The sequence below is a fragment of the Bacillus sp. PPSBB_2 genome (assembly GCF_045291115.1).
Lineage (GTDB): Bacteria > Bacillota > Bacilli > Bacillales > Bacillaceae_G > Bacillus_A > Bacillus_A cereus.
Genome location: NZ_CP147983.1, coordinates 5243791 through 5266034, shown reverse-complemented (window position 1 = coordinate 5266034; position 22244 = coordinate 5243791). Strand labels below are relative to the sequence as shown.

Sequence of the window (22244 nt, the reverse complement as noted above, 5' to 3'; positions counted from 1 at the left end):
TGAGGATTTCGGTAAAATAGACAATGGATATATAAGAAACGATTATAGGAGGAAGACTACTATGGCAATTGTTGATGTATCGATTATTCCAGTAGGAACAGGTAATCCAAGTGTTAGTGAATATGTAGCAGAAGTACAAAAGGTGCTAGAGAAAAATGCGGATCGCGTGAAGTATCAATTAACACCGATGAATACAATTATTGAAGGAGATCTTCCTGTCATTCTAGAAGTAATACAACAAATGCATGAAGTTCCATATACGAAAGGTGCACAGCGTGTTGCAACAACTATTCGTATTGATGATCGTCGTGATAAAGTAAGCACAATGGAGAAAAAATTAAACTCTGTTCGATCAAAATTATAAGAAAAAGCAGCGATCTTCGCTGCTTTTTCTTATAGGAGGTAAATAAGATGAGTGAAAAGTTTAATGAACAATTTGACGGGTTGTTAGAGAAATACACGGAATTATTACTTGGAGAGAGCAATAAAGAGAGAAAAGAACAGGTACAGAAGTGGGCACTGTATTCTTACATAGCTAAGACGATGCCAGCTTTAGTAAAGCATTGGAATGAAACTTATCCAGATGCGAAAGAAGAGATGGTACAGTTAATTACAGATATTAAAAGGCTGAATGAAGAGAAGCGAAATGAGCAATAAAAAAACTTGAGGTAAATATAATCGCAAGTTTTCTGTATTAATATCCTTATATAATTTACATGGAATATAAAGGATTTTATAGGTATGTCGAATATTTTCGACATGCCTATTTTATGCCTATTAAACTCCATTTTTCAAAATGTCGAAAAATATTTCAGGTATATTTATAAGCAGAAATATAGGTTTTTAAATGTTTTTATAGTATTTTATAAATTATCTAAATAATTATTTGTATCCAATAATTTTAAACAATGATATAATTTTGAAGAGGGGTAAAAAACAGATAAATTACAGTCATAGGGGTGAATTACATGGAACAATTAATGCGAAATTCGTTTCTTTTCTTATCTAAAAATAAAGCGCTAACAAAACTGGCTAAAAAGTACGGTTTACGCTTTGGTGCAGGTCGCTTCGTCGCAGGGGAGACGATTGAATTAGCGACAGCTGCCATTCAACAATTAAATAAGCAAGGTCTTTGTGTAACAATCGATTATTTAGGTGAATTCGTTGATAATGAAGCGGAAGCAAATGAAATGGCTAACCAATCGATTGAAGCGATCCGTGCAATTGGAAGAGAAGGTCTTGATTCACAGCTTTCTTTAAAGATGACTTCTATGGGATTAGATATCTCTGATGAAATCGTAATGAACAATATGCGCCGTATTTTAGAAGCTGCAAAAGAAAATGGTGTGTTCGTTACAATTGATATGGAAGATTATACACGCTGCGGAAAGACAATTGATATCTTTAAACAGTTAAAATCTGAGTACGATAATATTGGTACTGTTATTCAAGCTTACCTATATCGTACAGAAAAAGATATTGAGGATTTAAATGCTTATAAACCTAATTTACGTCTTGTAAAAGGAGCTTATAAAGAACCTGAAGAAGTGGCGTTCCCGGACAAGAAAGATGTAGATGACAATTATAAAAAGATTATTAAAATGCACTTATTAAATGGAAATTATACTGCAATTGCTTCACATGACGAAGCGATTATTGAATATACAAAAAAACTTGCTGAAGAACACAACATTCCAAGGGATCAATTTGAATTCCAAATGTTATATGGTATTCGTAATGAGCGTCAACTTGAGCTAGTAAAAGAAGGCTACAAAATGCGTGTTTACGTACCTTATGGAAACGACTGGTATGGATATTTCATGCGTCGTCTAGCAGAGCGTCCAGCAAACGTTGCGTTCGTATTAAAAGGTATGGTTAAAAAATAACCAAGGAGAAAATACTCCTTGGTTATTTTAATTGCTGAAATGCGTAATGTGCCATTTTTTTCGTATCAGGATATAGTTGCGCGCGAGTAGAAGATAATACGACGTTAATGACGCGTTTACCGTCTTTTTCATCCACTGTTACGACTGTATATTTTCCGAGTGCTGATAGACCGCTTTTACTTCCAATCGCATATGGATCGTCATATAGTTCTTCTCGTCCGTAGTTTGCGATGTTTGGAGAGCGTTCTGAAGTATGTAGAGTTGTACGTGTTGAATTCATATATTCTAAAACAACTGGATACTTTAATGCTTCTTTCGTAATAATAGCAATGTCATATGGCGATACTTTATTTCCAAGTGCATCAGCACCACTTGCGTTCTTGAAAGTCGCATGCTTTGTACCGAGTTCCTTCGCTCTAGCATTCATCATTTTTACAAATTCATTTTTTGATCCTGCAATATGTTCTGCAATTGATTCAGCTATTGGATCTGCACTAATGATAAGCATAAGTTTTAATGCCTCATCACGCTTTAATTTTTCTCCAGCACGAAGTTTAATTTTCTTACTTTGACTTTCTGTTTTAATTGCGTTTTCTGTAACTGTAATTTCTTCATCCTCTTTTACATTCTCTAGTAAAAGAAGGGTTGTCATCATTTTGGCTATACTAGCCGGATAAGAGCGTTCGTCTTCGCGTTTTCCATACAAAACTTCACCTGTGTCTGCATCGATTGTAACTCCATATTGCCCAGTAATATTAGGTTGATCAGCTCTTACAGCTTGTTGCCTTTGTGCATAAGAGAAGAAAATCATCCCTGTAAATAGTGTGGCAATCATTACAATCATAACTATTGTTCGTTTCATTATAATTCCCTCATTTGTTACAAATAAATTGGGCAGAAAAAGCAGCCATTAATCATTATGCCACGTTCTCTGCCCAAAAATATAGCGTTATTTTTCGCCCATATTATGCTTTTTATATTGTTGGTTATTACCTTGACGTCCTTTTTCCACGCCGTGGTTATGCGGACCTGCGTTTCCAGTTACACTAGCTGCACTAATTCCAGCCTTTGAAGGGTTCTTCTTAAGTTTTGCCATATATATTCCTCCAGTTTCGTCAGATTATAAAAAGGGAAAGTGTATTTTAGTGAAGAAAATACATATATAGCATGGGCAAATAAAAGAAAAATATTTATTTCAGAAAATTTTATCAATAAATATATTGCGAAAATTTAAACAGTATCATATATTTATTAGTAGAGGCTCACTCATTGATTGCGACTTATGTCGAAAAATTGAATGAGCATTCATTCAAGAATAGGGGGAGAATTGGATGTTCCAAATTAAAAAGGCTGCTGTTCTAGGTTCAGGCGTAATGGGTTCGGGAATTGCGGCACACTTAGCTAATATTGGTATTCCGACATTATTGCTTGATATTGTACCACCTGCGCTTACGAAAGAAGAAGAAGCAAAGGGACTTACATTAGAACATAAAAGTGTGAGAAATCGTTTTAGTAATACGGCTGTGCAAAAACTATTAAAGCAAAAACCAGCTCCTCTGACAGTGAAAGGAAATTTAGCACTGATTGAAGCAGGTAACTTAGAAGATGACCTTGAGCGTCTAGCTGATGTAGATTGGATTATTGAAGTAGTAGTTGAAAACTTAGATATTAAAAAGAAACTATTTGAAAAAGTAGATGCGGTTCGTAAACCGGGTTCTATCGTAAGCTCGAATACGTCAGGTATTTCAGTTGAAAAAATGGCAGAAGGTCGTTCAGACGACTTCCAGAAACACTTCTTAGGCACACACTTTTTTAACCCACCACGATATTTAAAACTTCTAGAGGTAATACCGACGAAAGAAACAGATCCACAAGTATTAAGCTTCATGAAACTATTTGGCGAAGACGTTCTTGGAAAAGGCGTTGTTATCGCAAAAGATACACCAAACTTTATTGGAAACCGCATCGGTACGTACGGTTTACTTGTTACTCTTCAAGAGATGGTAAAACGCGGCTATAGCATTGGGGAAGTTGATTCTGTAACAGGCCCACTTATTGGTCGTCCGAAGAGCGCAACGTTCCGCACATTAGATGTTGTCGGTTTAGATACATTCGTACACGTTGCAAATAACGTATATGAAAATGTGCAAGAAGAAGAGCGTGATGTATTTAAAGTACCAGCTTTCATGCATGACATGCTTGAGAAAAAATGGCTTGGAAGTAAAACGGGTCAAGGCTTCTTCTTAAAACAAGGAAAAGAAATTTTAGAATTAAATCCTGAAACGATGGAATACGAAGCGCGTAAAAAATTAAAAGCTGCATCCGTAGAGTTAAGTAAACAAGAAAAAGGATTAGCGAATAAATTGAAAGCGCTTGTATACGCGAAAGACCGTGCAGGAGAGTTACTATGGAACATCATTACACCAACTCTTTTATACTCTGCAAAACTTCATAAAGAAATTGCTGACGATATCGTTGCAATTGACCAAGCGATGAAGTGGGGCTTTGGATGGGAGCAAGGGCCATTTGAAGTGTGGGATGCAATCGGCGTTGAAAAATCTGTTCAAAAGATGGAAGAAAACGGCGTAGTTGTTCCTACTTGGGTGAAAGAAATGTTAGAGAAAGGTTTCACTACTTTCTATAAACATGATAACGGCGATAGCTACTATTACGATAATGGCGAATATAAGCTAATCGAGCGTAATAAAAAAGCAATTTCTCTTAAGCAATTAAAAGCGAAAAATGGTGTATTAAAGAAAAATAGCGGAGCGAGCTTAATTGATTTAGGCGACGGCATCCTTTGCTTAGAGTTCCATTCGAAGAGCAATGCAATCGGTATGGATATTACGCAAATGATTAACTACGCTGTTGATGAAGTAGAAAAGAATTATAAAGGTCTTGTTATCGGTAACCAATCGAAGAACTTCTGCGTTGGTGCGAACCTAGCAATGATCTTAATGGAAGCACAAGACGACAACTACTTTGAAATTGAGTTAGTTGTGAAAAACTTCCAAGATGCAATGACGAAAATTAAGTACTCTTCTAAGCCAGTTGTAGCAGCACCATATGGTATGACGCTTGGCGGAGGTACAGAAGTTTGCTTACCAGCAGCGAGCATTCAAGCTTCTAGTGAAACGTATATGGGCTTAGTAGAAGTTGGTGTTGGCTTAATCCCTGGCGGAGGCGGTAATAAAGAGCTATACATTAAACACTTAAACAAAATGGCAAACGGTGTAGAGTTTGATCTGCAAAAAGTTGCAAATAAAGTGTTCGAAACAGTCGCAATGGCGAAAGTTTCAACTTCAGGACAAGAAGCAGTTTCTCATAACTTCTTAGGTGATAAAGATGGTATTAGTGTGAATGGTGATCACTTACTATACGATGCGAAACAGAAAGCACTTGCTTTATATGAAGCTGGTTACAAAGCGCCAATCCGCAAAAAGATACCAGTTGTTGGGGAAACAGGATATGCAACTCTTGCACTTGGTGCAGAAGCAATGCATTTATCTGGTTACATTTCAGAGTATGACCTTCACATTGCGAAGAAACTTGCATATGTCATTGCGGGCGGAAAAGTACCGTACGGAACAGAAGTTGATGAGCAATATTTATTAGATGTAGAACGTGAAGCATTTATTAGCTTAGTAAGTGAGATGAAATCACAAGCAAGAATGCAGCACATGCTTGTAAAAGGAAAGCCATTACGTAACTAATAACGAGGGGAGATATCGTTCATGAGAGAAGCTGTCATTGTTGCGGGAGCAAGAACACCAATTGGAAAGGCAAAGAGGGGTTCATTAAAAACAGTTCGTCCTGACGATCTAGGGGCGTTAGTAGTAAAGGAAACGTTAAAGCGTGCGAATTATGAAGGACCAATCGATGATTTAATTTTCGGTTGTGCGATGCCAGAAGCAGAGCAAGGTTTAAATATGGCTCGTAATATCGGCGGATTAGCAGGACTTTCTTACGATGTTCCAGCTATTACGATTAACCGTTACTGTTCTTCAGGTTTACAAAGTATCGCTTACGGAGCAGAGCGTATTATGCTTGGTCACTCTGAAGCTGTATTATCAGGCGGAGCAGAATCAATGAGTTTAGTTCCAATGATGGGACACGTTGTTCGTCCGAATAGTCGCCTTGTAGAAGCGGCTCCAGAATATTATATGGGTATGGGACATACAGCAGAGCAAGTTGCTGTGAAATATGGAATTTCTCGTGAAGAGCAAGATGCATTTGCAGTAAGAAGTCATCAACGTGCTGCGAAAGCATTAGCTGCAGGAAACTTTGCTGATGAAACAGTACCTGTAGATGTGACGTTACGCTCGGTTGGATCAAACAATAAACTGCAAGAAGAAACAATCACTTTCGCACAAGACGAAGGTGTAAGAGCAGAGACGACGCTAGACATTTTAGGGAAATTACGTCCAGCATTTAACGTTCGCGGTTCTGTAACAGCTGGTAACTCTTCACAAATGAGTGACGGTGCAGCATCTGTACTATTAATGGATCGCGAAAAAGCAGTGAGCGATGGCATGAAGCCACTTGCGAAATTCCGTTCATTTGCAGTAGCTGGCGTACCACCAGAAGTAATGGGAATCGGCCCAATCGCTGCAATTCCAAAAGCGCTAAAACTAGCTGGCTTAGAGCTATCTGATATTGGCTTATTTGAACTAAATGAAGCATTCGCTTCTCAATCAATTCAAGTTATTCGTGAACTTGGTTTAGATGAAGAAAAAGTAAACGTAAACGGTGGTGCAATCGCACTTGGACATCCACTTGGCTGTACAGGAGCAAAACTAACACTATCTCTTATTCACGAAATGAAACGCCGCAACGAACAATTCGGTATCGTAACAATGTGTATCGGCGGCGGAATGGGAGCAGCGGGAGTATTTGAATTACTTTAAAAAAAGTGGAAGCGGCTCGTTCAGAATGAGAGGGGGATGGAGCTTCAGACGTAGAGGCGTTCTTTGCCTCGCAGGAAGAAGCGAAGCCACCGAACATTCTAGCCGCTGGAACTGGATTAGATAAAAAGTGCAGGTGGCTCGTTTAGAACAGGAGGGCGTTGGAAGCCCTGACGAAGAGGCGCTTTTTGCCTCACAGGAAGGGGTGAAACGACCGACTGTTTTAGCCACTGGAACTGGATTATAAAAAAAGTGGAAGCGGTTCGCTCAGAACGAGACGACGCTAAAGCAAAGAATGGAAGCAACAAAGGTTTATAAAAAAAGGGAGAGCCAGCTTCTTTCAAAAAGAGAGAAGCGGCTCATGAAAATATGAAGGAGGAAATTTTCATGGAAAAAACAGTAGGAAATGCGGTTAAAGGCGGTAGCTTTTTAGTAGATGAGATTACGATTGATCAAGTGTTTACGCCAGAAGATTTTTCATCTGAGCATAAAATGATTGCAAAAACGACAGAGGACTTTATTGTAAATGAAGTTCTTCCAGAGCTTGAATATTTAGAGCAACATGAGTTTGATCGTTCAGTTCGTCTTTTAAAAGAAGCTGGGGAACTTGGTTTATTAGGCGCTGACGTACCAGAAGAGTACGGCGGAATTGGTCTTGATAAAGTAAGCTCAGCGTTAATCGCAGAGAAATTCTCTCGCGCTGGTGGCTTTGCAATTACTCACGGTGCTCACGTAGGTATCGGATCTTTACCAATCGTGTTATTCGGTAACGAAGAGCAAAAGAAAAAGTATTTACCATTACTTGCAACTGGTGAAAAATTAGCTGCATACGCATTAACAGAGCCAGGTTCAGGATCTGACGCATTAGGTGCAAAAACAACTGCACGTTTAAATGCAGAAGGTACACATTACGTATTAAACGGTGAAAAACAGTGGATTACAAACTCTGCATTCGCTGACGTATTTATTGTATATGCAAAAATCGATGGAGAGCACTTCTCAGCATTTATCGTAGAGAAAGACTACGCTGGCGTATCTACAAGCCCAGAAGAAAAGAAAATGGGTATTAAATGTTCTTCAACTCGTACGTTAATTTTAGAAGATGCGTTAGTACCGAAAGAAAACTTACTTGGTGAAATCGGTAAAGGTCATATTATCGCATTCAACATTTTAAATATCGGTCGTTATAAATTAGGTGTTGGTACAGTTGGATCTGCGAAACGTGCAGTAGAAATTTCAGCACAATATGCAAACCAACGTCAACAGTTCAAACAACCAATCGCTCGCTTCCCATTAATTCAAGAGAAACTTGCGAATATGGCAGCAAAAACATATGCAGCTGAAAGCTCTGTATATCGTACAGTAGGTTTATTCGAAAGCCGCATGAGCACATTATCTGAAGAAGAAGTAAAAGATGGTAAAGCAGTAGCAGCTTCTATCGCTGAATATGCAATCGAGTGCTCTTTAAACAAAGTATTCGGTTCTGAAGTATTAGACTATACAGTAGATGAAGGTGTTCAAATTCACGGTGGTTACGGATTTATGGCAGAGTACGAGATTGAAAGAATGTACCGTGATTCTCGTATTAACCGTATTTTCGAAGGAACGAACGAAATTAACCGCCTAATCGTACCAGGTACGTTCTTACGTAAAGCGATGAAAGGTGAATTACCACTTCTTCAAAAAGCACAAAAATTACAAGAAGAGTTAATGATGATGATGCCAGAAGAAGTAGGCGATGAGCCATTAGCACTTCAAAAGTATTTAGTAACTAATGCGAAGAAAATCGGCTTAATGGTAGCTGGATTAGCGGCTCAAAAATACGGTAAAGCATTAGATAAAGAGCAAGAAATTCTGGTAAATATCGCTGACATCGTAAGCAATCTATACGCAATGGAATCAGCTGTTCTTCGTACAGAAAAAGCAATCAAAACAACTGGTCTTAAAAAGAATAAACAAAAAGTGTTATACACTGAAGTATTCTGCCAAGAAGCATTTAACGAAATCGAAGCAGATGCGAAAGAAACACTTATCGCAGTTGAAAACGGCGACATGCTGCGCATGATGTTATCATCATTACGTAAATTAACTCGCCACACACCACTTAACGTAATTCCGAAGAAACGTGAAATCGCTGCGAAAATTTTAGAAGATGAGCGTTACACAGTTTAATATCTTTAAAGAACAGTAGTCGTTTATACGGCTACTGTTCTTTTTTTGAAAAAAAGAAATTTTTAGTGACATAAAACTAATACCATTAGTATAATAAAACTAATGGTATTAGTTTTCGTGAAAAGGGAGATGGGACTATGAGGATGATACATGAAAAAACGTTATATCAATTGTCATTTTTGCCAAGAGCGTTTCCTGTAAATTGTTACTTTGTAGAGGAAGAAGATGGTTTAACTTTAATTGATGCGGCTTTGCCATATAGCGCAAAAGGTATTTTACAGGCGGCTGAGAAAATAGGAAAACCAATTACTAAAATTGTATTAACACATGCGCATGATGATCACATTGGTGCATTAGACGCATTAAAGGAAGTACTTCCTCATGTTCCAGTCTATATTTCTAAGCGGGACGCAAAGCTGTTAGAAGGAGATACGACGTTACAAAAGGATGAACCGAATATACCGATAAAAGGCGGTGTACCTAAAAAATTAAAAACGGTACCTGATGTTTTATTGGAAGATGGCGACCGAGTTGGATCGCTTCTTGCGATTATGACACCGGGACATACGCCGGGCTCCATGTCGTTTCTTGATGTAAGAAATAAAGCTCTTATTGTTGGGGATGCATTCCAAACAAGAGGAGGTATGGCTGTTTCGGGACAAATAAAATTTTGGTTTCCGTTTCCGGCGATGGCAACGTGGAGCAAAGAAATATCATTACAAAGTGCACAGAAGCTAAGCGAATATGAGCCTTCCTTGCTTGCAGCAGGGCACGGAAAAATGATAAAGGATCCAGGGGCTGTCATAGAGCTTGCTATTAAGGAAGCGAAGCGGAATATAGAAAGTAAGAAAGAGGGTTAATTTATGTCACCGAGAATCGGACTTACATTACAGAAAATTGTAGAAACAGCTGCAGAAATTGCAGATACAAATGGAATACAAGAAGTAACGTTAGCTTCATTAGCGCAAAGATTAGGGATACGTTCGCCCTCACTATATAATCATGTAAAAGGGTTACAAGATGTACGGAAACATCTTGGTATTTACGGAATAAAACAGCTGCATAACAAACTGGAAGAAGCAGCCGAGGATAAACGTATGGATGAAGCAATTCATGCATTAGGAGAAGCATATGTAGCATTTGTCCGAAAACATCCTGGACTATATGAAGCAACTTTTTTACGAGATGAAGAAGTAAGAAAAGCAGGTGACGGAATTGTAAAGTTTTGTCTGCGAGTTTTACAACAGTATGGCTTAGAAGGAGAGAATGCACTTCATGCGACACGCGGATTTAGAAGTATTTGTCATGGATTTGCTTCGATTGAACAACAGGGCGGATTTGGTTTGCCGTTAGATTTAGATATAAGTTTACATGTATTGTTGGAAACGTTTATTAAAGGGTTACGTGAATAAGAAGCGAGGCAAACAAAAACCTTAGAAGTGATTCTAAGGTTTTTTAGTGCATATAATTCGAAAAGAGCGGTAGGCTTTTTCTCATTACATGATATTATTTAGCAGGTTTGAAAAATGTGTATATGGCTAAGAAAAAGCAAACGAAACTGAATACGGTAGGATCTTGATATGGACTAGGCTCAGAGCCCTTCTGGATTTCTGTAAGGAAGTCATGTGTTTTCATGTTCATTGCTCCTTTAACTAATAAAATTTATATGATGCGAGGGTTATGGTGGATAGATAAGAAATTTTTGGAATTTCATCTAATAATTATTCTATAGTAATCTAATTCCAAAAACTATATAATACAAAGCTTTCATGATATGTAAAATTGCATATTATTCTTTTTGAAAAATTTGTTAAATTATCTATATATTTGTATTAAAGGATTTTTGTTAAGGTAATGAAAACAAATGGAGGAATAGTATGAGAAAAACAGTATTAGACGCGTATAATGCAGAAAGAGAAGTAGATAACATAACATATAAAAATCTAGTTGTAACGATTGCAAGCATTCTAGGGTTCTCACTCTTAGGGGGATTATTCCTTGCTTTAGCCCTTGGAATTTTTGGAGAAGAGGTATTACGTGCTAATTTAGAGGGATATTATTTACTTCTATTTGATGCAGCTGTTGTTACTATTGTTTTATTTGCGTATAAACCAGTGCTTCATTTTATTAAGAACATATGGGATGTATCTATTTTAAAAAATGGGAAAACCTACTTGTATTTATTAATAGGTTTTATCATCATTGCATTAACTCAGTATGTAATGTTAGAGTTGTTTAGCTTTGAAAGTGCAGAGCAGCAACGAGATCAATTAGGGAGCTTAGGACTTCAAAATAGTCTACAAAGTATTATATATGTGTTAAGTGTTGCTATAATTACACCAATTAAAGAAGAAATTTTATATAGAGGTATTTTGTATCGATTTTTTGAAAAGAAATATAGTTTTCTAGTTGGTATCATTATTTCTTCCTTTATCTTTGGGATTCTTCATGGTGGTTTTCCAGTTACGGCAATGATTATGGGGATTGTATTTGCTATGTTATATAAGAAAACACAATCTATTTTACCTAGCATCATTTTACATATTGTATGGAACCTACTTGTGAGTATAAGTATGATTGTTTCTTTATAAAATTGAATGAATATTTAGCATAAAAGATGAATGGCCTAGCTATTCATCTTTTATTTTGTTTATATGTGGGAAAAGTTGATGAATACAATCCAAAAAGAACCAAATACTAATGATGAATGAACAAAGAAAGGCGGGTATGTTATATGCAAAACTTAACAGAGCTTGAAGTAGAAAATTTACGTCATTTAATTGGTGGACACGCAACAATTATTAACAAGTTGGAGCAGTATGCACAGACGTGTACAGATCCACAACTGAAACAAATGCTACAAAAAGATGCGCAAGATGCACGAAATACGAAACAGCAATTAATGACTTTCCTAGGATAGGAGGAAGCGGAAAATGAATGAAAAAGATATGGTAAATGATTATTTAGCAGGATTAAATGCAAGTTTAACAAGCTATGCAAATTATATTGCTCAGTCTGATAATGAACAGTTACATCAAACGTTAATTCAAATTCGTAATCAAGACGAGGCGCGCCAACGTAATATGTATGAGTATGCAAAGCAAAAGAGTTATTACAAACCGGCAGCACCTGCTAATCCAATGATTGTACAGCAATTAAAAAGTCAATTAAGTGCGGAATAACAGGAAAAAGAAGACGAGCGAATTTATTCGCTCGTTTTCTTTTTGTATATGTCAATAAATACATAATAAATATTTTTCCAGTTGTAACAAATATGACGAAAATGGAATATGACAATTCACAAAAAGGACAAAAACTTTGTTCAATATTTCACAAAGTATCCATGGTTTCTATCGTGAGAACCTCTATAATTAGGATTGTAAAGAACAAAAGAAATAGATTATATGATCAATTAGGAGAGATTGCTATGAAAAGACATACAAGAAAAATTGCAATTATCGGTACTGGATTAGTTGGATCAAGTTGTGCGTATTCTATTGTGAATCAAGGTATTTGCGAAGAGCTATTATTAATTGATATAAATCATGAACGTGCAGTTGGGGAAGCAATGGATTTATCACATTGCATTAACTTTACAAATACAAGAACAAAAGTATATGCAGGAAGCTATGAAGACTGCAAAGATATGGACATTGTTATTATTACAGCAGGGCCAGCACCAAAACCTGGACAAAGTCGCTTAGATACTTTAGGAGCGAGTGCGAAGATTATGGAAAGTGTTGTTGGTGGTGTAATGGCAAGTGGATTTGATGGTATTTTCTTACTTGCATCGAACCCAGTTGATATTATTACATATCAAGTGTGGAAATTATCTGGATTACCTAGAAATCGCGTAATCGGTACTGGTACATCACTAGATTCTTCTCGCTTAAGAACAATTTTATCTGAAATGCTACATGTAGATCCTCGTAGTATTCATGGGTATTCATTAGGAGAACATGGTGATTCTCAAATGGTTGCTTGGTCTCATGTAACTGTTGGTGGAAAGCCAATTCTGCAAATTTTAGAAGAACAAAAAGAACGATTTGGTGAAATAGATTTAGATGAAATTGTTGAGAAGACTGCAAAAGCTGGCTGGGAAATTTATAAACGTAAAGGAACTACTTATTACGGGATTGGAAATTCTCTAGCATATATTGCGAGTTCAATCTTTAATGATGATCACCGTGTCATTGCTGTATCAGCCATTTTAGATGGTGAGTATGGTGAATATGATATTTGTACAGGAGTACCAGCTATTATTACTAGAGACGGTATAAGAGAAGTTGTAGAACTCAATTTAACAGAGGATGAAGAATCTCGATTCGCAAAATCAAACGATATTTTACGTGATTATATGAAAACAATTGGTTACTAACTTATAGGAGAAGGTGAAACAAATGAAGGAATATATAATGTCTCGTGTATTTAAAGCATCTGCTGGAATCGCACAAGGTATTTTCGTATCCCTCGGAATTGGTTTACTGATCGAAAATATAGGAAGAATTGTTGATATACCATTACTTATTACAATCGGAGTTGTTGCAAAATCACTAATGGCACCGGCAATTGGTGCCGGCATTGCTTTTATGCTCGGTGCAAACGGTCTTGTAATCTTCTCGGCGATGGTAGCCGGAGCGATTGGTGCCGGATCCATTTCAATTACTGAAGCTGGTCTAATTATTAAAACAGGTGAGCCAATCGGTGCATTATTAACAGCAACTTTAGCTGTATATATTGGTAAACGTTTAAGTGGAAAAACTGCGTTAGATATGATGCTCGTTCCATTTGCGGCCATATTAGGTTCTGGTTTAGTAGGCATTTGGTTATCTCATAATATTACTCCTGTTTTAAATGCAGTTGGAGCGTTTATTAAAGATAGCTCAGCTGGTAGCCCATTCATCGCTTCTATCGTCATTGCAGTAGTTTGGGGACTATTACTTATCTCTCCAGCTTCATCAGCTGCGTTAGCAATTGCACTTAGCTTAGACGGTGTTGCAGGTGGTGCTGCTCTTGCCGGCTGCGTTGCTCAGTTTATCGGATTCTCTGTCATCTCAGCGAAAGAAAACAATTTAGGTGGCATATTAGCTCAAGCACTTTGTACTCCGAAAGTACAATTGCCAAATATCACTAAAAATCCAATGATTCTCGTCCCAACTGTCGTCGCCAGTGCTATAGTCGGTCCAGTATCAGCATTAATTTTCCAACTGGAAGCAGGAAAGGAAATTGCAGGTCTTGGATTAAGTTCTCTTATCGCACCAATTAATTTAATTTCCAGCCAAGGATGGGAAGTTCTCCCGGCGATGGTAATTACTTATATCGTCATTCCAGTAGCTGTTTCTTATATACTTTACATTGCTCTTAAAAAAGCAGGTCGTATTCATTCTGGTGATATGACTGTACCGCAATCTTAAATTGAAAATCTCCTTAATAATAGATAAAAGCAGACTGAAGCCACAGTCTGCTTTTTTGTCATGCTACATTCTATGATTTTGTTTTACTGGAACTCTTATTGGTTCTTTGGCCAATAAGAGCTGAACGCCGAAGTAAAGTATGCTTGCAAGCGTCATTCCAGAAACGGCATCTACAAAGGCATGCTGCTTCGTAAATAGCGTTGATAAAATAATAAGTGTACCGAAGAAAGTAAGGATGTAATATTCAAAAACATGCTGTTCTCTACGCTTAAAGGCAGCTAACATAATTACAAATGTAGTAAGAACGTGAATGCTAGGGAAACAGTTTACTGGCTGGTCGATACTATAAATATAGCGAACTAGTTCAGAAAATACATCTGTTCCAACGACAGTCGGACGTGGTACAGTTGTTTGCCAAAAATAATAAATAGAAAAACAAGCAAGCTTTCCAAAAATAACACTACTTAAAGTAACATAATATTGCTTTCGGTCAGCGAAGCAGTAATAAATAAGTGCGCCGTATAAGTATGGAAACCAAAGTAAATAAGGAATAATAAATGCTTTTACAAATGGAATCCAATCATCCACTACAGTTGTAACGTCTACTGCGTGAACAGTCGATTTATTTAATACGTCGTAAAGGGGACTTACGAGCACGAGTAGAAGTATATAACTTAACGGAAGAAAAGATGAAAGTTTAAATTTCTTCATGTTGATCTCCTATGTTTAGTAATGTAAGTAAATTCAATTGATTATAATATAGAAACGTGAATTGGGCTATCGATTTTACTTACATTTTCTTGAATTAACCTTACGTTTTTGTCACTTGACTAAAAAGAAGGGGAGGGTGCTAAATGAAGCGTTTATCGTATTTCTTATTTTTTATATTGATATGCCTAGTCGGTGCTGGGTGTGCAAAGGATAAAGAAGGAGAGAAATTAGAATATAACGGAAGAGCACTCGTAATTGGAGTTGTTGGAGAAAAACCGAAAGATACGTTTAGGAATATAAAGTTTGAGGAAATGAAGTTAGAGGAACTGGAAAAGAAATCTAAGGAAGTAGATGGTTTTCTAATAATGAAAGATCACTTTCAAGAAGCCTCAACAGAGCAATATAAAAATGTATTTTCATCACTAAAGAAACCAGTGTTTTTTATCGGTTTACAAGATAAATCATATTCGATTTTTATTACAAAAGGGATAGAGTATAACAGTGCCCGAAAAGATGTAAATGCTATGTATACGCAAGGGTTTGCGAATATCGGAAGTGGTGAAGGACAACAATGGGCAATTGGTTTATCGAATGGTGGAAATACAGAAGAAAGTATTCATAATATGTATATCGTCGTATTTCAAACAATTGCAGATTATTTAAATAGATAATGAAGGAGCCTGCAAAAGAGGCTTCTTATTTTTTTAATCAAACGTTTGTTTAAGCTGTATGTTCGGTAGGAAGAAACCGATGTAACTCAAGGGTTGACAAAGAAAAATAGAGAATTAATCAAACGTTTGTTTAAGCTGTATGTTCGGTAGAAAGAAACTCCTGTAGTTCAAAGGTTAAGAAAGAAAATGGAGAATTAATCAAACGCTTGTTTAAGATATATGTTTGGTGCAGAATCTAAAAAATTTATATATTTATTTTTTTCTTAACAAATGGCGGAAAAATAAGAAAAATTCGCAGGATTATTAAAAATTATCACGAAATAAGTAAAAGTTTAGCGAATAATGGTTTGAAATAATAAAACGTTTTCTATATGATAAAGGTAAAGGTTAGTAAAAAAGTAGGTGAATTTATGACAGTAACATTTTATTCATATCCAAAGTGTGGCACATGTCAAAAGGCAAAGAAATGGTTTGAGGCAAACGATGTAGCATATGAGATGATTCATATTGTTGAAAATCCACCATCAAAAGAAGATTTACGTAATTTACATGAAAAAAGTGAATTACCATTAAAAAAATTCTTTAATACAAGTGGAATGCGTTACCGTGAACTTGGTCTAAAAGATAAGTTGAAAGATGCAAGCAAAGACGAAATGTATGAGCTTTTAGCATCTGATGGCATGTTGATTAAACGTCCAATTGTAACAGATGGAACGAATGTAACACTTGGTTTTAACGAAGAGCAGTTTGAAAGTGTGTGGAAAAAGTACCAATAAGGTATTTTTACATAATTAATACATTCACTGGAGGTACAGTCATGAGCATTCCAAATAATTTACGTTACTCTGAAGAACACGAATGGGTAAAAACTGAAGGTAATGAAGTTGTTATCGGTATCACTCACTTTGCACAAGGTGAGCTAGGCGATATCGTATTCGTTGAACTTCCTGAAGTAGGTGCAACAATCGAAGCTAACGAGCCATTCGGAAGCGTAGAATCTGTTAAAACAGTTTCTGAGTTATACGCACCTGTAAGCGGTAAAGTTGTAGCAGTAAACGAAGAATTAAGTGACCAACCAGAACTTGTTAACGAATCTCCATACGAGGGTGCATGGATGGTTAAAGTTGAACTTTCTGATGCAAGCCAAGTTGAGAAGTTATTAACTGCAGAAAAATATGCAGAAATGACAAACCAAGACTAATTATAGTCGACTAAAGGACAGCCTTTGTGCTGTCCTTTTTTATTTTTTGTGAAATAATGAAATTCAAGTTATATGTAAATAAATAAGCTATTATGAGAAAAACTGTTTTGTGGTAAGGTTTCATAAGTCTTCACAATCTAAACGAGCCGCTTGCGCTTTTCTTTTGCAAAAATAAACAGGAAACAACATGAAAATAACGAATATACTATATACTAAGTTCAAGGTTATATAGTATATGGTGATCGGGTGATGACATATGATTTATGTAGAAAAAGTCATTGTTGTAGAAGGTACATCAGATAGAAGAAAGATTGAATCTATTATTCGTGAACCGGTGGAAATTGTTTGTACAAATGGTACAATTGGTTTGTCGAAAATGGATGAGCTCGTTGATCAGTTTTTTGATAAGGAAGTGTATGTGCTAGTGGATGCTGATGATGCTGGAGAAAAGTTAAGGAAACAATTTCGAAAAGAATTCCCGCAAGCCGAGCATATCTATATTGATCGCTCGTACCGAGAAGTGGCAACTGCGCCATCTACACACTTAGCAAATGTATTATGGGGAGCCGACATTGATGTTTATACAGAATATTTACGGTAAGGAATGATAGAAGTGATTGATTGGACAGGAGCCGAAGCTACAGCCCTAATAGAGAACGAAGAAAAAACAGTATTATATGTATATACTCCAATGTGTGGAACATGCCAATTAGCAAAAAAGATGTTAACAGTCGTTGAGATGACAATTGAAGGCCTCAAAATTGGGATGTTAGATTTAAATTATGCTCCGCATTTAGCGAAAGAGTATGGGATTGAAAGTGTACCTTGTTTACTTGTTTTTGAAAATGGGACACTGATGAAGAAGATATACGCATTTCATTCGGTTGAATATTTATATACGGAATTAAAGTAGGCGGCAAAATTTTTGCCGCCTCGACATATTTCTTGGGAAATATGTCGAGATGCAGGGTGGCTACAGTATTTGTCGAGCGAAAATAACAGGATTGCTCTTTAGTGAGAGGGAATGGTATGTAATAGAAAGTGATATGAAGGATGTGATTTAGGGTGAGATTATATTCTTTGCTTCAATCATTTGTAAATTACGCTAATGGTCAATATCATTTAGAACCGCTTTTAAGACAAGAAGAAAAAACTGTTAATTTTCGCTTTGGAGATGAAAGTTGTTCGTTACAAATTTCAAGAGATTATATAGAGCTACTACATGAGGAAAGAGGAACGGAACAAATCATTTGCTTAGATGAAAAGGATATAGAACAATTGGTGAATGGAAATGTACGATTGCAAATGCTAATGAATGATGGACGTGTACAATATTCGGGAACGTACCGAACGATGTTATTAGTGGAATCGATGTTTCATATATGTAAACCGATGTCAGTAGGTGCTTAAAATTCTGAAGTTTCATTTTTTGCGAAAATTTCTGTTGACATGGTGAGTGTATATTGATACAATTCAAGTCATAAAATATAGACAATTTCATAAATTTCAAATCAGACGAAAATTGAATCTGATTTCTCTTATCAAGAGAGGTGGAGGGACTGTGCCCTGTGAAGCCCGGCAACCGTCAACTTATGTTGAAATGGTGCCAATTCCTGCAAAGCAAATGCTTTGAGAGATGAGAGAGAGGGATAATGTTGTTATATACGCATATAAACCTTTCTGCTTCTCTAAAGCAGAAAGGTTTTTTTATTGTTTGAATGTGGAGGACATTCAAATAATAAAAGTAATGATAACAGTGGACTACACGCATTAAAAATAAAAAATTGCGGAGTCGACCTAAACAAAAAAGGGGTGAACATCATGATTCTATTAGAGAACGTAAAGAAAATATATAAGGCGAAAAGCGGTGATGTCACTGCTGTAGATAACGCCAATTTAAAAATAGAAAAAGGTGAAATATTTGGTGTTATTGGATATAGCGGCGCTGGGAAAAGTTCTTTAATCAGATTGTTTAATCAGTTAGAGAAACCGACTTCTGGCCAAATTACAATTGCAAATCGTGTTATATCAGCAATTACAGGAAGTGAACTTCGTAAGGCAAGGCAAGAAATTGGAATGATTTTTCAGCACTTCAACTTACTTTGGTCACGAACTGTACGTGAAAATATAGAGTTTCCACTTGAAATTGCAGGTGTTGATAAAGCGAAGAGAAGAAAACGTGTTGATGAATTAATTCATCTTGTTGGATTAGAAGGAAGAGGAGACGCGTACCCATCTCAGCTGAGCGGGGGACAAAAGCAACGCGTCGGGATTGCAAGAGCATTAGCTAACAATCCACAAGTGCTTTTATGTGATGAAGCAACGTCAGCTCTTGATCCAGAAACGACAGATCAAATTTTGGATTTACTATTAGACATTAATAAGCGCCTTGGTTTAACAATTGTACTCATTACACATGAGATGCACGTGATTCGAAAGATTTGTAATCGTGTTGCGGTAATGGAGAAAGGAAAGATTGTAGAAACAGGTCCAGTACTTGATGTATTCCGTAATCCGAAGAAAGATATTACGAAACGATTTGTACAGCAGTTAACGGATTCTGAAGATACAAATGAAACGATTGAAAGTTTAATTGAAAAATATCCAGATGGAAAAGTAATTCGTTTGCAGTTTATCGGTGAGGCTGTAGAAAGACCAGTGCTTCAACGATTGATGCAACGCAGTGACATAGAAGTTAGCATTTTGCAAGGAAATATCGCACAAACGAATAACGGTTCTTACGGTAGTTTAGTTGTTCATTTAAATGGTGAGGAAACAGCAATCCAGCAAGCAATAGAAGGAATTCATCAAGATCAAGTAGAGCTGGAGGTGATTGCACATGGATAAGTTACTCACAAATGTTGATTGGAATCAAATGTTAGAAGCAACTGGTGAAACGTTATATATGACGGCAATCGCAGCTCTTGCGACATTTGTTTTAGGACTCATTTTAGGATTGTTACTCTTCATGACAGCAAAAGATAATTTATGGGAAAACAAATCAATTAATACGGTGATTGGAGCATTCGTAAATATATTCCGTTCTATACCATTCATCATTTTAATTATTTTATTAATCCCATTCACAAAGATTCTTCTTGGAACAATTCTTGGAGCAAGTGCAGCTTTGCCGGCTTTAATTATTGGAGCGGCACCATTCTACGCGAGAATGGTTGAAATCGCACTTCGCGAAATTGATAAAGGTGTAATTGAAGCTTCAAAAGCAATGGGAGCAAAAACAAGCACAATTATTTTGAAAGTGTTAATTCCAGAATCGTTACCAGCATTAGTATCTGGTATTACGGTTACGACAATTGCTTTAGTAGGCTATACAGCAATGGCAGGAGTTGTTGGTGCTGGTGGCCTTGGAACACTTGCTTACTTAGAAGGATTCCAAAGAGGGAATAACGATGTAACAATCGTTGCGACAATTTGTGTATTACTAGTTGTATTTTTAATTCAGTGGATTGGTGATAGTTTAACGACTCGAATAGATAAACGATAATGAAAAACGGGAGGATGTTTCAAATGAAAAAATTATTACTTACGGCACTTATTTCAACTTCAATTTTTGGATTAGCTGCTTGTGGCGGGAAAGATAAAGATGAAAAGAAACTTGTTGTTGGTGCTTCTAACGTACCGCACGCTGTTATTTTAGAAAAGGCAAAACCGTTACTTGAGAAAAAAGGAATTGAATTAGAAATTAAAAAATTCCAAGACTACGTATTACCAAATAAATCGTTAGCGGATAAGGAATTAGATGCAAACTACTTCCAGCATATTCCGTATTTAGAAAAAGAAATTAAAGATAAAAAATATGACTTTGAAGTAGCAGGAAAGATTCATTTAGAACCAATTGGTGTGTACTCTCAAAAGTATAAGAGTTTAAAAGAGCTTCCAGATGGTGCGACAATTATTATGAGTAATTCAGTTGCTGACCACGGACGTGGTTTAGCAATTTTACAAAAAGAAGGTATTTTAAAAATTAAAGACGGAATAGATCCAGTTAAAGCAACTACAAAAGATATTGCAGATAATCCGAAAAATCTAAAATTCAAAACGGATATCGAGCCTGGTTTATTGCCACAAGTGTATAACAATAAAGAAGGCGACGCTGTTTTAATTAACTCTAACTATGCAATTGATGCAAAGTTAAATCCGGAAAAAGATGCAATTGCAATTGAAGGAAATGATTCACCATACGCAAACATAGTAGCTGTTCGTAAAGGCGATAAAGATAAGAAAGAGATTAAAGCTCTTGTAGAAGTATTGCATTCTAAAGAAATTGAAGACTTCATTAATAAAGAATATAAAGGGGCAGTTGTTCCTGTAAAAGAATAATTGCTGAAGAGGGCTGGTGTATGCCGGCTCTTTTTATAACTACATAACCATTGGGGAGAAGGGGAAATCATATGAAAAAGGTTCTACTGTCAGTTGTTACAGCGTTGTCTGTATTTACATTAGCTGCTTGCGGGAGCAAAGAGGAGAATAAGCTTGTTGTGGGAGCTTCTAACGTGCCACACGCTGTTATTTTAGAAAAGGCACAGCCGATATTAGAGAAAAAAGGCATTAAGTTAGAGATTAAAAAGTTCCAGGATTATGTACTGCCAAATAAAGCGTTAGCGGATAAAGAAATTGATGCGAACTACTTCCAGCATATTCCTTACTTAGATAAAGAAATTCAAGAAAAGGGATATAAAATTGTAAACGCAGGAAAAATCCATTTAGAGCCAATGGGTATTTATTCTAAGAAATATAAAAGCTTAAAAGACTTACCAGATGGCGGGACAGTGATTATGAGTAATAACGTAGCGGAGCGTGGCCGCATGCTAGCGCTGTTACAAAAAGGCGGCGTTATTAAATTAAAAGACGGAGTAGATGTTGTTAAAGCAACAGTAAAAGATGTTGTAGAAAACCCGAAAAACTTAAAATTTAAAACAGATGTTGAACCTGGACTTTCACCGAAATTGTATGAAAATAATGAGGGAGATGCTTTATTTATTAATTCAAACTATGCAATTGATGCAAAATTAAATCCAACAAAGGATGCAATTGCGATTGAAGGATCAGACTCTCCGTATGCAAACATCATTGCAGTTCGTAAAGGTGATGAGAAGAAAAAAGAAATTAAAGAGCTAGTAGAAGTGCTACATTCAAAAGAAATTCAAGATTTTATTAATAAAGAATATAAAGGTGCTGTACTTCCGGTAAGTGAATAAATATAAGGAAAGGGCTGGAAAATTACCAGTCCTTTTTTCTTTATATAAATAAGAAGAAAGGTGTAT

The 22244-nt window shown here is 36.4% G+C and carries 26 protein-coding genes and 1 riboswitch; of the genes, 23 read left to right on the top strand and 3 right to left on the bottom strand.

Annotated elements, in window-relative coordinates; all coding sequences use genetic code 11:
- Positions 1-61: 61 nt before the first annotated feature.
- From V6946_RS26800 to V6946_RS26790, 3 genes are all read left to right on the top strand, one after another.
- A complete protein-coding gene (locus tag V6946_RS26800) occupies positions 62-364 on the top strand; it encodes an MTH1187 family thiamine-binding protein (protein WP_001018860.1) in 303 nt (100 codons plus the stop codon).
- Between the two features lie 47 nt (positions 365-411).
- The gene (locus V6946_RS26795) at positions 412-657 is read left to right on the top strand and encodes a YusU family protein (protein WP_006918816.1); all 246 of its coding nucleotides are present in this window, start codon (positions 412-414) and stop codon (positions 655-657) included.
- Positions 658-968: 311 nt separating this feature from the next.
- On the top strand, positions 969-1886 hold the full coding sequence (locus V6946_RS26790; RefSeq protein ID WP_000436783.1) for a proline dehydrogenase family protein: 918 nt from the start codon (positions 969-971) through the stop codon (positions 1884-1886).
- A gap of 22 nt (positions 1887-1908) precedes the next feature.
- Here the strand turns inward: V6946_RS26790 and V6946_RS26785 are convergent, their stop codons facing one another.
- Both V6946_RS26785 and V6946_RS26780 read right to left on the bottom strand, forming a co-directional pair.
- Positions 1909-2748 (bottom strand): D-alanyl-D-alanine carboxypeptidase family protein, encoded by an 840-nt coding sequence (locus V6946_RS26785; RefSeq protein ID WP_000831462.1) that lies wholly within the window; start codon positions 2746-2748, stop codon positions 1909-1911.
- Positions 2749-2835: 87 nt separating this feature from the next.
- The gene (locus tag V6946_RS26780; RefSeq protein WP_001096344.1) at positions 2836-2982 is read right to left on the bottom strand and encodes a YuzL family protein; all 147 of its coding nucleotides are present in this window, start codon (positions 2980-2982) and stop codon (positions 2836-2838) included.
- A gap of 235 nt (positions 2983-3217) precedes the next feature.
- Between V6946_RS26780 and V6946_RS26775 the strand changes: the two genes are divergently transcribed.
- The 10 genes from V6946_RS26775 to V6946_RS26730 all read left to right on the top strand — a co-directional run bounded on the left by V6946_RS26775 (position 3218) and on the right by V6946_RS26730 (position 14376).
- Positions 3218-5599, top strand: coding sequence for a 3-hydroxyacyl-CoA dehydrogenase/enoyl-CoA hydratase family protein (locus V6946_RS26775; RefSeq protein WP_000486377.1), 2382 nt, complete (start codon positions 3218-3220; stop codon positions 5597-5599).
- A gap of 21 nt (positions 5600-5620) precedes the next feature.
- Positions 5621-6793, top strand: a complete 1173-nt coding sequence (locus V6946_RS26770) for an acetyl-CoA C-acetyltransferase (protein ID WP_001206324.1) — start codon at positions 5621-5623, stop codon at positions 6791-6793.
- Between the two features lie 366 nt (positions 6794-7159).
- Positions 7160-8962 (top strand): acyl-CoA dehydrogenase family protein, encoded by a 1803-nt coding sequence (locus tag V6946_RS26765; RefSeq protein WP_366981482.1) that lies wholly within the window; start codon positions 7160-7162, stop codon positions 8960-8962.
- A gap of 137 nt (positions 8963-9099) precedes the next feature.
- On the top strand, positions 9100-9822 hold the full coding sequence (locus V6946_RS26760) for an MBL fold metallo-hydrolase (protein WP_001242322.1): 723 nt from the start codon (positions 9100-9102) through the stop codon (positions 9820-9822).
- 3 nt (positions 9823-9825) lie between these two features.
- Positions 9826-10374, top strand: coding sequence for a TetR/AcrR family transcriptional regulator (locus V6946_RS26755; protein ID WP_006918817.1), 549 nt, complete (start codon positions 9826-9828; stop codon positions 10372-10374).
- 465 nt (positions 10375-10839) lie between these two features.
- Positions 10840-11553 (top strand): CPBP family intramembrane glutamic endopeptidase, encoded by a 714-nt coding sequence (locus V6946_RS26750; protein WP_001232991.1) that lies wholly within the window; start codon positions 10840-10842, stop codon positions 11551-11553.
- Positions 11554-11696: 143 nt separating this feature from the next.
- Entirely contained in the window at positions 11697-11882 is a 186-nt protein-coding gene (locus V6946_RS26745; RefSeq protein WP_001180555.1) for a hypothetical protein, read from the top strand.
- A gap of 13 nt (positions 11883-11895) precedes the next feature.
- A complete protein-coding gene (locus V6946_RS26740; RefSeq protein ID WP_001002981.1) occupies positions 11896-12144 on the top strand; it encodes a spore coat protein in 249 nt (82 codons plus the stop codon).
- A 245-nt stretch (positions 12145-12389) separates the two neighbouring features.
- A complete protein-coding gene (locus tag V6946_RS26735; RefSeq protein ID WP_000820649.1) occupies positions 12390-13340 on the top strand; it encodes an L-lactate dehydrogenase in 951 nt (316 codons plus the stop codon).
- Between the two features lie 22 nt (positions 13341-13362).
- A complete protein-coding gene (locus tag V6946_RS26730) occupies positions 13363-14376 on the top strand; it encodes a PTS transporter subunit IIC (RefSeq protein WP_000666172.1) in 1014 nt (337 codons plus the stop codon).
- A gap of 63 nt (positions 14377-14439) precedes the next feature.
- On the opposite strand, the gene V6946_RS26725 is transcribed toward V6946_RS26730, so the two are convergent.
- The gene (locus tag V6946_RS26725; RefSeq protein WP_000713775.1) at positions 14440-15087 is read right to left on the bottom strand and encodes a phosphatase PAP2 family protein; all 648 of its coding nucleotides are present in this window, start codon (positions 15085-15087) and stop codon (positions 14440-14442) included.
- A gap of 143 nt (positions 15088-15230) precedes the next feature.
- On the opposite strand from V6946_RS26725, the gene V6946_RS26720 reads away from it, so the two are divergent.
- The 10 genes from V6946_RS26720 (at position 15231) to metQ (V6946_RS26675) (ending at position 22178) form a co-directional block, all read left to right on the top strand.
- Positions 15231-15758 carry a hypothetical protein gene (locus tag V6946_RS26720; RefSeq protein WP_000826873.1) on the top strand — a complete coding sequence of 176 codons (528 nt, stop codon included), beginning with the start codon at positions 15231-15233 and terminating at the stop codon, positions 15756-15758.
- Positions 15759-16168: 410 nt separating this feature from the next.
- A complete protein-coding gene (locus V6946_RS26715) occupies positions 16169-16534 on the top strand; it encodes an arsenate reductase family protein (protein ID WP_006918822.1) in 366 nt (121 codons plus the stop codon).
- A gap of 41 nt (positions 16535-16575) precedes the next feature.
- Complete coding sequence (gene gcvH / locus V6946_RS26710; protein WP_000026897.1) at positions 16576-16959, top strand: glycine cleavage system protein GcvH; 384 nt, start codon at positions 16576-16578, stop codon at positions 16957-16959.
- Positions 16960-17215: 256 nt separating this feature from the next.
- Positions 17216-17560, top strand: coding sequence for a toprim domain-containing protein (locus V6946_RS26705; protein WP_366981483.1), 345 nt, complete (start codon positions 17216-17218; stop codon positions 17558-17560).
- Between the two features lie 3 nt (positions 17561-17563).
- Entirely contained in the window at positions 17564-17872 is a 309-nt protein-coding gene (locus V6946_RS26700) for a thioredoxin family protein (protein ID WP_002025020.1), read from the top strand.
- Between the two features lie 152 nt (positions 17873-18024).
- The gene (locus V6946_RS26695; RefSeq protein ID WP_001242138.1) at positions 18025-18369 is read left to right on the top strand and encodes a hypothetical protein; all 345 of its coding nucleotides are present in this window, start codon (positions 18025-18027) and stop codon (positions 18367-18369) included.
- 125 nt (positions 18370-18494) lie between these two features.
- Positions 18495-18602: riboswitch (SAM riboswitch) on the top strand.
- Between the two features lie 178 nt (positions 18603-18780).
- Positions 18781-19806, top strand: coding sequence for a methionine ABC transporter ATP-binding protein (locus tag V6946_RS26690; RefSeq protein ID WP_006918825.1), 1026 nt, complete (start codon positions 18781-18783; stop codon positions 19804-19806).
- A complete protein-coding gene (locus tag V6946_RS26685; RefSeq protein WP_000359557.1) occupies positions 19799-20464 on the top strand; it encodes a methionine ABC transporter permease in 666 nt (221 codons plus the stop codon). The genes V6946_RS26690 and V6946_RS26685 overlap by 8 nt, the downstream gene beginning before the upstream one ends.
- Positions 20465-20487: 23 nt before the next feature.
- The gene (gene metQ / locus V6946_RS26680; RefSeq protein WP_000735102.1) at positions 20488-21300 is read left to right on the top strand and encodes a methionine ABC transporter substrate-binding lipoprotein MetQ; all 813 of its coding nucleotides are present in this window, start codon (positions 20488-20490) and stop codon (positions 21298-21300) included.
- 71 nt (positions 21301-21371) lie between these two features.
- Positions 21372-22178, top strand: a complete 807-nt coding sequence (gene metQ / locus V6946_RS26675; protein WP_006918828.1) for a methionine ABC transporter substrate-binding lipoprotein MetQ — start codon at positions 21372-21374, stop codon at positions 22176-22178.
- The last annotated feature ends 66 nt before the right edge of the window (positions 22179-22244 follow it).

Coding starts and splice junctions, on each gene's coding strand:
- V6946_RS26760 (WP_001242322.1), top strand. CDS start 9,100: ATGAGGATGATACATGAAAAAACGTTATATCAATTGTCATTTTTGCCA.
- V6946_RS26730 (WP_000666172.1), top strand. CDS start 13,363: ATGAAGGAATATATAATGTCTCGTGTATTTAAAGCATCTGCTGGAATC.
- V6946_RS26800 (WP_001018860.1), top strand. CDS start 62: ATGGCAATTGTTGATGTATCGATTATTCCAGTAGGAACAGGTAATCCA.
- metQ (WP_006918828.1), top strand. CDS start 21,372: ATGAAAAAGGTTCTACTGTCAGTTGTTACAGCGTTGTCTGTATTTACA.
- V6946_RS26700 (WP_002025020.1), top strand. CDS start 17,564: ATGATAGAAGTGATTGATTGGACAGGAGCCGAAGCTACAGCCCTAATA.
- V6946_RS26755 (WP_006918817.1), top strand. CDS start 9,826: ATGTCACCGAGAATCGGACTTACATTACAGAAAATTGTAGAAACAGCT.
- V6946_RS26685 (WP_000359557.1), top strand. CDS start 19,799: ATGGATAAGTTACTCACAAATGTTGATTGGAATCAAATGTTAGAAGCA.
- V6946_RS26690 (WP_006918825.1), top strand. CDS start 18,781: ATGATTCTATTAGAGAACGTAAAGAAAATATATAAGGCGAAAAGCGGT.
- V6946_RS26765 (WP_366981482.1), top strand. CDS start 7,160: ATGAAGGAGGAAATTTTCATGGAAAAAACAGTAGGAAATGCGGTTAAA.
- V6946_RS26745 (WP_001180555.1), top strand. CDS start 11,697: ATGCAAAACTTAACAGAGCTTGAAGTAGAAAATTTACGTCATTTAATT.
- V6946_RS26740 (WP_001002981.1), top strand. CDS start 11,896: ATGAATGAAAAAGATATGGTAAATGATTATTTAGCAGGATTAAATGCA.
- V6946_RS26715 (WP_006918822.1), top strand. CDS start 16,169: ATGACAGTAACATTTTATTCATATCCAAAGTGTGGCACATGTCAAAAG.
- V6946_RS26785 (WP_000831462.1), bottom strand. CDS start 2,748: ATGAAACGAACAATAGTTATGATTGTAATGATTGCCACACTATTTACA.
- V6946_RS26790 (WP_000436783.1), top strand. CDS start 969: ATGGAACAATTAATGCGAAATTCGTTTCTTTTCTTATCTAAAAATAAA.
- V6946_RS26705 (WP_366981483.1), top strand. CDS start 17,216: ATGATTTATGTAGAAAAAGTCATTGTTGTAGAAGGTACATCAGATAGA.
- metQ (WP_000735102.1), top strand. CDS start 20,488: ATGAAAAAATTATTACTTACGGCACTTATTTCAACTTCAATTTTTGGA.
- V6946_RS26725 (WP_000713775.1), bottom strand. CDS start 15,087: ATGAAGAAATTTAAACTTTCATCTTTTCTTCCGTTAAGTTATATACTT.
- V6946_RS26750 (WP_001232991.1), top strand. CDS start 10,840: ATGAGAAAAACAGTATTAGACGCGTATAATGCAGAAAGAGAAGTAGAT.
- V6946_RS26775 (WP_000486377.1), top strand. CDS start 3,218: ATGTTCCAAATTAAAAAGGCTGCTGTTCTAGGTTCAGGCGTAATGGGT.
- V6946_RS26720 (WP_000826873.1), top strand. CDS start 15,231: ATGAAGCGTTTATCGTATTTCTTATTTTTTATATTGATATGCCTAGTC.
- V6946_RS26795 (WP_006918816.1), top strand. CDS start 412: ATGAGTGAAAAGTTTAATGAACAATTTGACGGGTTGTTAGAGAAATAC.
- V6946_RS26735 (WP_000820649.1), top strand. CDS start 12,390: ATGAAAAGACATACAAGAAAAATTGCAATTATCGGTACTGGATTAGTT.
- V6946_RS26770 (WP_001206324.1), top strand. CDS start 5,621: ATGAGAGAAGCTGTCATTGTTGCGGGAGCAAGAACACCAATTGGAAAG.
- gcvH (WP_000026897.1), top strand. CDS start 16,576: ATGAGCATTCCAAATAATTTACGTTACTCTGAAGAACACGAATGGGTA.
- V6946_RS26780 (WP_001096344.1), bottom strand. CDS start 2,982: ATGGCAAAACTTAAGAAGAACCCTTCAAAGGCTGGAATTAGTGCAGCT.